This window comes from Sphingomonas glacialis, assembly GCF_014653575.1.
Lineage (GTDB): Bacteria > Pseudomonadota > Alphaproteobacteria > Sphingomonadales > Sphingomonadaceae > Sphingomonas > Sphingomonas glacialis.
In genome coordinates, this window is the sequence record NZ_BNAQ01000009.1 from 15386 (window position 1) to 27573 (window position 12188).

16 protein-coding genes and 1 pseudogene are annotated in these 12188 nt (G+C 60.9%); 6 read left to right on the forward strand and 11 right to left on the reverse strand.

Annotated elements, in window-relative coordinates:
• Position 1: 1 nt before the first annotated feature.
• Positions 2 to 735, forward strand: a pseudogene (locus IE187_RS19100) (IS5 family transposase).
• Between the two features lie 391 nt (positions 736 to 1126).
• Here the strand turns inward: IE187_RS19100 and IE187_RS19105 are convergent.
• The gene (locus IE187_RS19105) at positions 1127 to 2863 is read right to left on the reverse strand and encodes a molybdopterin-dependent oxidoreductase (protein WP_189677601.1); all 1737 of its coding nucleotides are present in this window, start codon (positions 2861 to 2863) and stop codon (positions 1127 to 1129) included.
• 146 nt (positions 2864 to 3009) lie between these two features.
• On the opposite strand from IE187_RS19105, the gene IE187_RS19110 reads away from it, so the two are divergent.
• Positions 3010 to 3633 (forward strand): carbonic anhydrase, encoded by a 624-nt coding sequence (locus IE187_RS19110; RefSeq protein ID WP_189677602.1) that lies wholly within the window; start codon positions 3010 to 3012, stop codon positions 3631 to 3633.
• A 26-nt stretch (positions 3634 to 3659) separates the two neighbouring features.
• Here the strand turns inward: IE187_RS19110 and IE187_RS19115 are convergent, their stop codons facing one another.
• The 3 genes from IE187_RS19115 to IE187_RS21645 form a co-directional block, all read right to left on the reverse strand.
• Positions 3660 to 4382 carry an HPP family protein gene (locus tag IE187_RS19115; RefSeq protein ID WP_189677603.1) on the reverse strand — a complete coding sequence of 241 codons (723 nt, stop codon included), beginning with the start codon at positions 4380 to 4382 and terminating at the stop codon, positions 3660 to 3662.
• 63 nt (positions 4383 to 4445) lie between these two features.
• Entirely contained in the window at positions 4446 to 6071 is a 1626-nt protein-coding gene (locus tag IE187_RS19120) for a chloride channel protein (RefSeq protein WP_229839562.1), read from the reverse strand.
• Entirely contained in the window at positions 6072 to 6197 is a 126-nt protein-coding gene (locus IE187_RS21645) for a hypothetical protein (RefSeq protein ID WP_268249537.1), read from the reverse strand.
• A gap of 70 nt (positions 6198 to 6267) precedes the next feature.
• Between IE187_RS21645 and IE187_RS19125 the strand changes: the two genes are divergently transcribed.
• Together IE187_RS19125 and IE187_RS19130 are read left to right on the forward strand one after the other, a co-directional pair.
• Positions 6268 to 6681: a MarR family winged helix-turn-helix transcriptional regulator gene (locus IE187_RS19125; protein ID WP_189677604.1), complete on the forward strand. Its 414-nt coding sequence runs from the start codon at positions 6268 to 6270 to the stop codon at positions 6679 to 6681.
• A 75-nt stretch (positions 6682 to 6756) separates the two neighbouring features.
• Positions 6757 to 7338 carry a hypothetical protein gene (locus tag IE187_RS19130; protein WP_189677605.1) on the forward strand — a complete coding sequence of 194 codons (582 nt, stop codon included), beginning with the start codon at positions 6757 to 6759 and terminating at the stop codon, positions 7336 to 7338.
• Positions 7339 to 7870: 532 nt separating this feature from the next.
• Here IE187_RS19130 and IE187_RS19135 read toward each other — a convergent pair.
• The 7 genes from IE187_RS19135 to IE187_RS19165 form a co-directional block, all read right to left on the reverse strand.
• Positions 7871 to 8167 carry a hypothetical protein gene (locus IE187_RS19135; RefSeq protein WP_189677606.1) on the reverse strand — a complete coding sequence of 99 codons (297 nt, stop codon included), beginning with the start codon at positions 8165 to 8167 and terminating at the stop codon, positions 7871 to 7873.
• A gap of 4 nt (positions 8168 to 8171) precedes the next feature.
• Positions 8172 to 8588 carry a nucleoside diphosphate kinase regulator gene (gene rnk, locus IE187_RS19140; RefSeq protein WP_189677607.1) on the reverse strand — a complete coding sequence of 139 codons (417 nt, stop codon included), beginning with the start codon at positions 8586 to 8588 and terminating at the stop codon, positions 8172 to 8174.
• A gap of 283 nt (positions 8589 to 8871) precedes the next feature.
• Positions 8872 to 9147 (reverse strand): TehB family protein, encoded by a 276-nt coding sequence (locus IE187_RS19145; RefSeq protein WP_189677608.1) that lies wholly within the window; start codon positions 9145 to 9147, stop codon positions 8872 to 8874.
• Positions 9144 to 9377, reverse strand: coding sequence for a hypothetical protein (locus IE187_RS19150; RefSeq protein ID WP_229839551.1), 234 nt, complete (start codon positions 9375 to 9377; stop codon positions 9144 to 9146). The genes IE187_RS19145 and IE187_RS19150 overlap by 4 nt, the downstream gene beginning before the upstream one ends.
• A 166-nt stretch (positions 9378 to 9543) precedes the next feature.
• On the reverse strand, positions 9544 to 9984 hold the full coding sequence (locus IE187_RS19155; protein WP_189677610.1) for a CBS domain-containing protein: 441 nt from the start codon (positions 9982 to 9984) through the stop codon (positions 9544 to 9546).
• Positions 9985 to 10005: 21 nt separating this feature from the next.
• On the reverse strand, positions 10006 to 10731 hold the full coding sequence (locus IE187_RS19160; protein ID WP_189677611.1) for an alternative oxidase: 726 nt from the start codon (positions 10729 to 10731) through the stop codon (positions 10006 to 10008).
• A 10-nt stretch (positions 10732 to 10741) separates the two neighbouring features.
• Complete coding sequence (locus IE187_RS19165) at positions 10742 to 11158, reverse strand: group III truncated hemoglobin (RefSeq protein ID WP_189677612.1); 417 nt, start codon at positions 11156 to 11158, stop codon at positions 10742 to 10744.
• A gap of 398 nt (positions 11159 to 11556) precedes the next feature.
• Here IE187_RS19165 and IE187_RS19170 point away from each other — a divergent pair, with 398 nt between their 5' ends.
• Together IE187_RS19170 and IE187_RS19175 are read left to right on the forward strand one after the other, a co-directional pair.
• Positions 11557 to 11898 (forward strand): hypothetical protein, encoded by a 342-nt coding sequence (locus tag IE187_RS19170; protein WP_189677613.1) that lies wholly within the window; start codon positions 11557 to 11559, stop codon positions 11896 to 11898.
• Positions 11895 to 12188 (forward strand): TehB family protein, encoded by a 294-nt coding sequence (locus IE187_RS19175; RefSeq protein ID WP_189677614.1) that lies wholly within the window; start codon positions 11895 to 11897, stop codon positions 12186 to 12188. Before IE187_RS19170 ends, IE187_RS19175 begins: the two co-directional genes overlap by 4 nt.

Sequence of the window (12188 nt, forward strand, 5' to 3'; positions counted from 1 at the left end):
CTTGCTGCCGATTGATGCGGCGAGCCGTGGGCCTGGGCGACCGCCCGAAGAGAACCGTTCGATCATCAACGGCATCCTCTGGCGGCTGCGCTGCGGCACGCCTTGGCGCGACGTGCCGCCCAAATACGGCAACTGGAACACGATCTACCGCCGGTTTCGGCGCTGGAGCGAGGCCGGGGTCTGGGAGGCCGTTTCGGTCACGCTGGCCGAGATGATGGCGGACAGCGGCCATTACAGTATCGATAGTACCACCGTTCGCGCCCACGTCTCGGCAGCGGGCGGAAAAGGGGGGCTCATCGACGCGCTCTTGGCCGCTCGCGGGGCGGGTTCACCAGTAAACTTCACTGTCTGGCAGATGCCCGAGGACGACCGCTCGCCTTCCACCTGACAGTCGGCGAAGCGGCCGATTGCAAGGCCTATGACACGCTGATCGCCCTGCCGGAGCAGGCGCCAAAGGCGCTGCTGGCCGACAAGGGATATGACGCCGACGCCATCCGAGCCGACCTTGCGCGCCGCAACATCCAGGCCGTCATCCCGGGCCGATCAAACCGCCGGATCAAGATCGAACACGACCGGTCGCTCTACAAGGAACGCAATCATATCGAACGCTTCTTCGGCCGCCTCAAAATCAACCGCGCCATCGCCACCCGCTACGACCAGCTCGCCGAAAGCTTCCTCAGCATGATCCATATCGCCGCCGCTAGATACTGGCTCAAATTTGTCCACGCCGCCTAGCAGCTTTATGCTGGCCGAAATCCTGATCATGTTGCTACCGGCGTCACTTGCTGCCTGGGGGGAAGGCTGAGAATGGCGGCGCCGGAAGGAGCTGAATAAACTGTTCGGTCTCACGCCAACGTCATCGAGACCGTTCTCCCGACGCCGATACTTTCCTGCAAAGCCGACACGCTGCCTACTGTCGCGTCGCGGTAGCCTCGGGATGAGCCCAATTTTCTTATAGTGACGGATCGTGCGCTGGGACGCCGCGCTGGCGTCCGCTGAGGCTCGGGAACAGCCAATGCTCTCAAAAAAAATGCTAAGCTCAGGCCGCCTACGATCTCTGTGATAACGAGCGCGACACCGAGCTTCGACTCTTCGTCAGCGAAGCGACCGGGCTTTCCCGCGACGGTCAAATTGGCATCCGGTAGCCGTAAAATTCGTGGTCCTCATTATAACCACCGTGGCCGGCGCCGAGATCGGCAAAGTCGGACACGAACTCGATCGCTGTGACCCACTTGACCATCTTGAACCCGAGCTCGTTCTCGCATCGCAACCGCACCGGGGCGCCGTGCAGCACGCTGACCGGCTTGCCGTTCATGTCGATGGCCAGCAGCGTCAGGGCGTGCCGCATATTCACCATCCGGTGTACGTCATAGTACCGGCCGCCATCGGCTCCGTCGGCGAGCGAGTAGAATACCGCATAGCGTGCTTCCGGCGCCGGTCGCACCAGGTCGAGTATGTCGCGCATCGGCACGCCGCCCCATTTCGCGACGCCCGACCAACCCTGAATGCAGAAGTGCGTAGTGATCTGCTCCTGCTGCGGCATGGAGCGCAGGTCCGCGAGTGTGAAATCGCAGGGCCGCTCCACAAGTCCGCTCACTCTAAGGCGATAATCGGCAAAATCGCCTGCGACGAGTGTCTCGAATTCAGCCGAGTCCGGCATCGTTCCGTTGGGCCAGAAGTAGGGAGAGATATCTTTTTCGGTAAGTTCGCTCTTTGGGTCCCACCACTCTGCAAAACCTTTGAACCATCCGACCATGGCCTGTCCGGTTCTCTGGACGAGGCGTGCATGTCGGATCGTGAATGGCGTGGCGGACCACCATGCGATCGCCACCAGGGTCATCAATGGGACAAACACCGCAAAGCCGCGCCATGAGCCGTCGTGCACCCCGCCCCACATCATGTTGAGGTTAACTCTTGCGCCGGTGATGAACACCAACGTGACGTGTGCGAGGATGAACAACAGGAACCACCACAGCACCAGGAAATGCAGGGAGCGTGCTCGTTGGCGATTCAGCACACGACCGAACCAACCGGAGCTGTTCGAAAGCGAGGGGCTCTGCATGAATCCGGTCACGATCGATGTCGGTGCAGCGATGAACACCGTGGTGAAGTAGGCAAGCTGTTGGAGGCTGTTGTAGCGTGTCCAGCTATGGTCGATCGGAAAGTTCAGCGACCAGTATTGCAGCGCAGTAGAGAGGGCGTTCGGGAACACGTCCCATGTCGTCGGCACAATCCTCTGCCACTGGTCAGTCGAAAATAGCAGCACGTATATCGCAATGCCGTTGAGCACCCAAAGCGTGTTGACCGAGAAGTGCCACCAGCGGGCGAGGCCGATCGAATGACGAATGCCGGGGATGCCCAGCCAACCGGGGATCGTTACTGAATCGTCTTTGGCTGTCCACACTCGCCCGGTCGGTACGGGCTTTTGAAAGCGGAACCAGTCCGAACCGGGGGTGCAATCGCGATGCCAATAAAGGCGGGGATGATCTGCCAGGATCTGCACGCCAGCGCGCATGATGAACATCATGAAGAAGAAGTTGAGAAAGTGGCTGACCCGAAGCCATAGCGGAAAGCCCGAGATGACCACATGCGCGCTGGGCGGTGCGCCGGGATAGCGAACCAAAAAGCCCTGAACGTCGGGAATCTGACGGAGCGATTGTGCCACAGCGACGCCGGCGATAAGAATAACGAAAGCGATCGGCAGCGCCCACAGCACGCTGTACCAGCGTTTGCCGAAACGGATGACCGGGACGATCCCCGACTGTGGCGGCATCCAGTGGCTTAGCAGGACGCGGTCGTCGGCCCTTGTTAGGCTTGCCGCAATAGGATCGTGGATGGCGCGTCCGTCGTTCACATTTTCCATAAAATATCGACCTGTACGCGCTGACTACGGAAGCCCCGGTAGCCGTATCGGGTCAATAGAACGAAAGTTGAGCCACTTATGAGGTCGTGTCCAGTGTGTTGGAGGGGTTAAGATGTATATCTACCCGAGCTAGGAGCATCGACCTTATGACGCCGACCGAAGCGCTGACGCGCCTAAAAGAAGGAAACCGCGCATTCCTGAACGAGGAGCCGCTCCAGCCGTCACTCGATCGGGCCAGCCGCCTCGCCCTGGCCGGAGGGCAGAAGCCGTTCGCGGCGTATGTCAGCTGCTCCGACAGCCGAATGCCTCCGGAATTGCTGTTTGGGGGCGGGTTGGGCGAGCTATTCATTGTCCGTAACGCCGGTAACACGCTTGATGTTGCTGCGATGGGCAGCCTGGAGTTTGCGGTCAGCGTGCTGGGCGTGCCGCTCATCGTCGTCATGGGCCATGAAGGCTGTGGTGCGGTTAGCGCTGCGATGTCGGTAGTGACCAAGGGAGCGCGCTTCCCCGGCAACATCGGCAAGATGGTCGAACCGATCATTCCTGCGGTTCTGGGGGCGGGCCGACTTGGGCATGTCACGCTCGAAGGAGCCGTCCGCCAGAACGTCTCGAACGCAGTGCGCGAACTGCGGGAAGACTCCGCCCCGACCCTCATGGAGGCGCAGATCAGCGGTAGGCTTGTCGTTGTGGGAGCCTATTATTCGCTTGGCACCGGCGAGGTAGACGTTTTCGACACCGGCGTTGGCCAGCCGGCGTCCACGATCATCTAATCGTACACCCGAGCCATGCTCCAGATTCAGTGCAACTTCGTGGGAGCGGGCTGCGGCCTTGGCGTTACAACCCGCTTGGCTGCATGAAACTCAACACGTCGAAACAGCAGGTCGAGATCTTCCCGGCTTACGTCGAAGGTCTCGCCAAGATCGGCGAGCGCAAGGTCGATGTCTGCGGGATGCGGGGCGCTTAAGCCGGATGCGGCAAGCTCGTGACCCACGATCGGGATCGGGCGGTGTGGATAGGAGTGGCCCGAGACCCTGTGGAAAGCGAGGCCGGTCAGGATCAATATCAACGAATTGATTCCGACCGGCACGAACGGGAAAGCGTAACCAGCTTCCAGCACCGCAGGCCCACCGATCACGGCCGTCAACGCAGCCGCCCCACCTGGGGGATGCAGGCAGCGTAGCAGCGACATCGCGAGGATCGCCCCGCCCACGGCAACGCCCACCGCCAGATACGGGATGGGCACGAACCGGGCCGCCGTTACGCCAACGAGCGCCGATACGACGTTACCGCCAATCACCGACCAGGGTTGTGCCAATGGGCTCGACGGGACGGCAAATATCAGCACCGCGGAAGCGCCGATTGGTGCCACCAGCAATGGGAGCGGCGCCGATCCGTGCAGCGCCATGGCGCAGACCAGGCTCGTCAGTGCAACGCCGATCACCCCCCCAATGCACGCAAAAAGACGGTCGCGCAGGGTCGCGCCAGCAAGGATTGGTACAAAAGAAACCGGCAGTCTCATATTCTCAGATCACCTACTCTGAACGGTCCCGCTTCCTCCGCATCGACCAATTGCGGCTTGTTACTAGGTTCGGTCGACCTCTGCGCGCCTGCGGGCGCTCCGGACTTTAAGCAGGTCATGCCGCGAGAGAATGCCGAGAACGCGATCGGTGCCAACCTCGACAATGGGAATACGTCCGATCCCGCTCTCGACCATCAAATCAGCAACTTCGCCGATCGGGGAATGAAGGTAAGCGATCGGCTGTGACGGATCGGATAGCGCCTCGGCAAGCGGTGTTTCAGGCAGCTCACCCTCTACCTTCCAGCGCAGCGCGTCGGATCGGGACACCATCGCGAGGAGCCGCCCGCTATCATTCACCACGGGGTACGTCCGGTGCGTTGCGCCGTCCCCGAAAAAGGCGACGGCGTCCTTGATCGACATGGCACCCGACAGCACGGCCGGATCGGGTGTCATCACCTGCTCCGCTTGCAGGAACTCGTGCGGATCGACCGTGTATTCCTGAAGGATATGGCGGCCGCGCCGAGCAATCTTTTCGGTCAGGATCGACCGGCGCATGATCAGAACGCTGATCGCGTATGCCCCGGTGGCCGCTGCGATCGTCGCCGGCAAGGCGTCGAAGTGACCGGTCAGCTCAACCGCGAATAGCGCGCCGGTCAGCGGCGCACGCATGGCGCCGCTCATCATGCCGGCCATGCCGATCATCGCCCAGAAACCTACCGATCCAGGAAGGAACTGCCCGAGCAGGGCACCGAAAGCGCCACCCATGATCAGCAATGGCGCGAGAACGCCGCCCGAGGTTCCCGATCCCAGCGCGACCAACCACACGATCGCCTTCACAACCAGCAGCGTCAGGATCACCCGCACGGCCAATGATCCGTCGAGGAGCGCCTGAATGTTGGCGTAGCCCGCGCCAAGGACGCGGGGCTCGATCAGACCCCCGACCCCTACGACTATGCCGCCCAGCGCCGGCCACCACATCCAGTGCACCGGAAGCCGGTGAAACGCGTCCTCGACGCGGTAGAGCAGCACCGACAGCAATGCCGCCTCAAGCCCGACCAGGACGCCGATCCCGAGGGACAACCCTCCGACCGGCCACCACGCCTGCACGGGAGCGGCAGCAAATGGAAAGAGAGGTCCGACGCCCAGCAGCATGGGCCGCCAAGCAAATGCCACCAAGGTCGCCACGACCACAGGCACGAAGCTGCGCGGCTTCCACTCGAACAGTAGGACCTCGATCGCCAGCAGTATCGCGGCGATCGGCGTCCCGAAAATACCGGTCATTCCGGCCGCAGCGCCGGCGACCAGCAGCGTCTTGCGCTCGGCCGCGCTTAGGTGAAAGCATTGGGCGAACAGCGATCCGATCGCCCCGCCGGTCATAATGATCGGACCTTCGGCTCCAAACGGGCCGCCGCTTCCGATCGAGATCGCCGACGACAGCGGCTTGAGGACCGCAACCTTGAGCGAAAGGCGGCTTTCACCGTAAAGGATGGCTTCGATCGCCTCCGGAATCCCGTGTCCCTTGATCTTCTCCGAGCCAAAGCGCGCCATCAAGCCGATCATCAAACTGCCGACGACCGGTATCGCGACCGCCGCGAGGCCGACGTGGGCATCTACGATTTCAGCGGGCGCGGCCGACACCCTTCCGAACCAAAACAGGTTGGTGGCGACCGCGATGAGCTTCAGCAGAATCTAGGCTCCAAACGCCGCGCCCGTGCCAACGACGATCGCCGCTCCGGCGAGCATGATCATGCGCCAATCGGCGCTATGATCGGCGAGCCGTCTAGGTTTCGGGATACTGATGGTAGAAGTCGTCATGCCAACTCGCCGTCTAGGAATGGCGGCTGCCTATATCGCGACACGATATAGTTCAACGGCTAGGATGCGAATGATGACAGACGGACATGAGTTGACAGACGCCGATTACGCCGCACTTGCGGAGTTCCGCTACGCGCTTCGCCAGTTTCAGGCGTTCAGTGAACGCGTAGCCGCGAATTGTGGTCTGACGCCCCAGCAACACCAAGCGCTGCTCGCCATCCGGGCGGCCGCGCACGCAAACGTAAGCGTCGGCTATGTTGCCGAGCGTCTCAGTTTGAAGCCGCACAGCGCGACCGGGCTTATCGACCGGCTTGAAGCGCTTGGCCTAGTGACGCGCCGACCATCCCCCGACGACGGTCGCCAAGCTCTGCTCGAACTGATGCCGAGGGCGCAAACATTACTGCGGCAGCTATCGGAGACCCATCGCGAAGAGATCGTGCGCCTTCGCCCCATGCTCACCGAGTTGCTTGCACGCATCGATTGATCACACTTCCAAAGCTCTTACGTTGCAACATATATCGCAATACGATATATATATCCGCTGAAGGGAGTCGGCGACATGCAGTTGATCCTCATCGCGGCTGGAGCGATCGGCCTGGTTGCAGGCAGCCTGGCGGCAGCCGCGTTGCTTTGCTCGTTTTTGTGGTATGCATTTCGTCTCGTGCTGCATCCGGAATGGGCGGTATCCGCTGTTCTGATCCTCCTCGTTCTTGCCTTGGCCGGCGACCTGCCGAAAAGCCCGTTTTTGGACATGACGCTGACATTCGCGGTTGTCGCCGCAGTGCCTCTCTGGTTCGCAGGGCGCGCTTGGCGCAAGCAACGCGAGCGGGTCTTGGCCAGTCGGCGCAAGCTGTCCGTCCAGCCACGAACGAGCGAATTGTTTACACCGACAGAAACCGCGCTGTGGCCGCGGTTGTACCCGGCGATCACAGCCTGCATTTGCGAAGAGCGCCCACCTACTCGCGAAGAAGTTCGTATAGTGGCCGCGCGACTTTGGCGGGAGGGCTTCGCGCAACGCTTCGGCGCGCAGACTGTGCCAGCGAGCTTCGCTGCACGACGACTACTGGTTCGCGCCGCTACCGCGGCACTAAGCGGCAAAGCTGCCGTTTCCTTTCGACCAACACACGATGTAGTAGCGTAACCGGTCGAAGCTGTTTCAAAGGCCGGCGCAAAACTTCGAGACGGCGGCAAATCACACGATCTTTCGCTATTTTCTATCTGAGAGGACAAGGTGCCAACGCTGAGCCCACATGACAGAGCCTATTACGAAGCCCGCGCCGGGGCCGAGTTGGACCTTTCGCAGCGATCTATTGATCCGTGTGCCGCGAAGATTCACCACGACCTCGCAACCCGCTATCTCTCGATTCTGCATGATGGTGCGGCCGAACCCTCAGCCTTTCCAGCGCTCAATCATGCGCGCCCGTATGAAGCGCGCAAAGGTGGGCAAGGAGGAGGTTTCACGATAACATCGCCGCGCTACGGCTGGCGAGCGGTCCTTAATGGGGGGCTGTTATCGGAGAGGATGCGCCGGTTACGCCGGAGTTGCCGGTCGTAGCACCGTTACGTCACGGACAGAGCCGCGATGCGAGGCTTCGGCCTTTGTCGCCGGGTCGTGTAGTTCGCGAGCTGTGCTAAGGTTATCGGGGCTGATCGGGGGATCCGGACGGACATGGCTATACCTGCTCGACCACGTTTTCCCCGCCACCATCCCGAGAGGTGATCCCAAATGCGGGCGCACAGTCGCAACGCCGCAGATCATGGGCGAGCATTTCACCCGTCGCGATGACCTCAAAGGTCCGGGCGTCGATGTAGCGCACGGGCTCGCCGTTCAGCAGCGTTACCCAGGCCGCGCCGCGATGCTGGCGCGATCCTGCTCCGCCTTGCGAGGTGAAGACGTAACGGTGCTCAACCACGAACAAAGGCGTACCGTCGTCACCGGTACAGCGGTGACGGGCCAGTTCCTCTATCATGACTTCAACCCTCTCTGGGCGGCGTCACACTCACGATGCGCAACAGCCGGTCATGACCGTCGCGATCCGGCCAGCGGATCGACGACCCAGCCGTCATGCCGATCAGGCCGGCGCCGATCGGAGTTAGGATCGAGACGCGTCCCGCAGCTATGTCCGCATCGAGCGGATAGACGAGTTGCACGGTGCGGCGCGTGCCAGTGCTTTCATCGATGAAGTCGATCCACGAATTCATCGCCACCGTCTGCTTTGGCAGTTCGCCCGGTTCGCACAGCTCGGCGCGCTCCAGTTCGGCCAGGAGCATCGCCGAGGAATGCGGGTGCCGATGCTCGGCACTCAGAGCCAGCTCCGATAGCGCGTCGCACTCGGCAGCGGTAAGATGGATAACCGGATGATTGTCCACCGGGAGGGTGTGTTGTTCCATTGCAGCAGCTTTCCGCTATTCGAGAACACAGGCGCACATTGGCGCGTCCTGTAAAATCAGATCGAGTAAAGCCCGAACTCACGCGGCAAAGCCGCCCAGAGCCCGGGCTAGCGGCGCGCGGCGAGTTGCCCGGCATGGTGGCGGAAGCGCCTGTATCTCGCGGGAGCGAACATTTATGGAACATGATGGCCGCAACAGGCTGCGTCAACCTTCGCGTTCGATCCAGCCCTGTTGGTCACAACAGTCTCGTTCGATTATGACAATGCTCAAGTAGTTATGCCTCCTACGCGCTTGGATTGCGATCGTAGAAATCGACCTGCATTCGCATGGCTCCAAGCGGCTCAACAAAATGGGGCTGATCTGGAAGGACCAGGCCAGGATGGTCCGGATCGAGGATTGTTTCGGTAATGGGATCGAGCACTCGGTATCGTAATCGGCCTTCCAGCACCCGGATGATTCCCCAAACGCCGGCCTTGGTGCGATGCTCTTTGCGCAGACCGGCGGGAAGCGTGTTTTCGTCGAAAACCGGGGTGCTCTTGTAGGGCTCTGGCGCGTTCATTGTGCCGGCACCGTTCGGAAATGGACCGCGCGATCGACAAGATCAGTCATGTGATCGGCTGCCTGGATCGTCAGGGGATGCTGGGTGAAACCCGGCCGAGGAGAGATGTAATCCGCCATCTCCCGCGCCACTTCGAGCTGTCGATCCGAGCCCTCCGCCAAAACGGCGATCATCAGGTTCTCGAGCGCGATGACCCGGATGCGGAGCTGGACCAGTTCGGCGTTGGTCATGTCGGGAACGTCCGCGTGCGTTTCATGCGACATCGACGCCAGGGCACCGCCTTCGTTGTCCCATCTCGAAAGCGCACGCCGCCGAAGGTCGGACGGATCAAGGAGCGGATCAGTATCGGGCATCAGAATTTCCTCGTTGAGCGCGGCTGCGAGAGCTTGGGATCAATCATCGGTAGCCAATGCCCTTCACGTAATCGACCAGTTGCGCTTCTTCATATTCGGCGTCGCTCAGGAGGGCGCGAAGAACGGCCCGCGCGGTGAGCAACCCGACCGGCCGGTTGTCGCCGTCCGCCACCGGAATGTTCTTCAGGTGTCGCTCCTTCATCAGCTTGGACACGTCTTGCAGAAGGTCCGTCCCATGGCACAGCGCGACATCGCGCGTCATCACGGTCGAGGCCGGACACATGCAGGTGGCACCTTCGCAGACACTAATCTGCCTGACGACATCGGTTTTGGTGACGACGCCCCGTAATGCGCCCTTGCTGTCGCACACGATCACGAGGTCGGTCCCGGAAGTCAGCAGTTTGGCGGCTTCGATCAGCTTGGCGTCCTCGGCGATCGTCACCAGCTTTTCGCGTGCTGTTTCCAGCATCCCTTCGACGAACATCGCTCGGTCTCCTTGTCGCGCCTAAGCGTCCAGCCGGATTTCAGTGGCATGTTGCGGATACGGTGCAGCATGTGCGTGATCGACGGGCTTTCCGCCGAGCTTGCTTGCAAAGCCGTGATTGACATCGCGGTGGTGCGCTTCATCGGCGCGCACGACTAGAACGACATCGCGCAGCGTCGCATCGTCGGCCATCTTCCAATAATGCTTGGCGATTGCGGGCGCGGGCACGTTCGGCGAACGCCCTTCGTCGATTTTTTTGAGGTACAAAGTGTAGCTGGTCACTGCCTCTTCCTCGAAATAGCCGACGACCCGGTGCGCGGTGCGCGACGAGACGAGGTAAAGGATCGAAAAGCCGGCCAGGAATATACCCTGTACCAGCAGGATCACCATCCGCTCGAACCAGGTCGGCTTGGCAATTTCGATAAACGTCATGAGGTGCATGCGCTCGTTCTCGGCTTCCTCCATCAGCGTCCGAATCCAGCCCTCGTCATCGCGCATCCAGCACAGGCAGGTGAGATGAGTGAACATCGCGCCGACCATCCCCGGCACGGCCGCGACCGTCTCCAGGACGATCGCCCGATGACCGTAGCGCTTGGCAAAGAAGGTGTCGGCGCTGAAACGAAGGAGCTTGGTGAAGCCGAGCGCAAAGCGATCGGAAAATCCTTGTGCCTGATAATGGATGGCAGGCTGCGCTTCGCGTTCTTCGGCAAGCGCGCGCTTATCGAGGGTGAGGATCGAATTGGTCATGATGGTCCCTTCAGGACGCCGCGAGGACCGGCCGGGGTGAACCCCCGGACGCCGGTGCCAGGCGGAAATACAATGCCAGCTTGAGGCTTTCGGCGATGCGCGCCGCCTTGTTTTGAAGCGTAATGGCAGCTTCGGGCGACAGCAGCTCGTCGGTAACTTCGGTCCACAGCGTCAGCCAACGATCAAACATCGCCGGCGCGATAGTAGGCAGGTGTTTGAGATGCGCTGCGACCGGGTTGCCTTTGTAGCGCCCGCTTGTCAGCATAACCGACGACCAGAAGGCGACCAGCTTTTCGAGATGATGCTTCCAGTCGCCGATCGCATTATTGAATACGGGCCCGATCAGCGCATCGTCGCAAACGCGAGTGTAAAAACCCGGGATCAGGACCTTCAATTGATCTTCGCTGATTTGAGCATTGTCGCCCATGACACTGTTCCAGTCCGAAGTTGGTTTTGCGCTTGCCGTCAGACCGCGCCGCACATAGCTTAAACCACCGCAATTGAACGAATCGCATGTGTCGCATCGTCGCAGGAGATGCAGGCCGAAATTTTGAAAGGACAGAATAACACAGATTGGAATCGGAAGCTATTCAGGCGGCCAATGCGGATAATTCGTCAAACATTAGTCGCAGACGCAATGGTGTTACAACGGTCTCGGTCGGTTGTGACACCGCGCAGCCAACACGCACGCGCGGTTTTGTGAACTCAAAACCTCGCTTTACAATGTTGGTTGCTGAGATCGGCAAACCAGCTCGGTTATCACCGCGAGAGGCGGGGGCTACTAAAAAGCGCGATTGCGGGCTACCGTGAATCTGTGTCCGAATAATGCACAGGGGCCTGAAGGCGCTTTCGCGGTGGGACAATGAGGGAGGCGCAGGACCCGACGGCCCTCAAGAACACTCTCTCGATGTCGATCTGACCGAAATTCCGCCGCTGACGAATGCCGAGCTCGTTCAGCTCCGCATTCGCGTGATCGCGTCGGAAAACCTGATGATCATGATGCTGGCGGAAGGGTCCGATCGGCAGTTGGAACTCGCACGCGAGATGGCGTCCTATATCTCGCCGAGGCCAGGTTTCACCCACCACCCGCTAACGACTCAGGCGGCAATGCACATGGTCGACCTCGTCGATCGGGCTATACATTACCGGAGCATCGGCCCGTCATGACGGCGCCGGCTGCGTCCACGCCGACAACGCCCTATAAATCCACGCCGGTGTTCGACGAGACGACCCTTCCTGCCGGACTGCGCCGCGAACATCGCACGAAAGCCAGCGCGTGGGGAGTGATCCGGGTGCTCGAAGGACGCCTGCGTTATCGGGTGCTCGACCCGAGCTCCGAGGTGATCCTTGAGCCTGGCCATCCGGGGCTGATCCTTCCCGAGCAGCCCCATTTCGTCGAGCCGCTTGGCCCCGTCCGGATGCAGGTCGAGTTCTATGACCACCTCCCCGATCTGTGA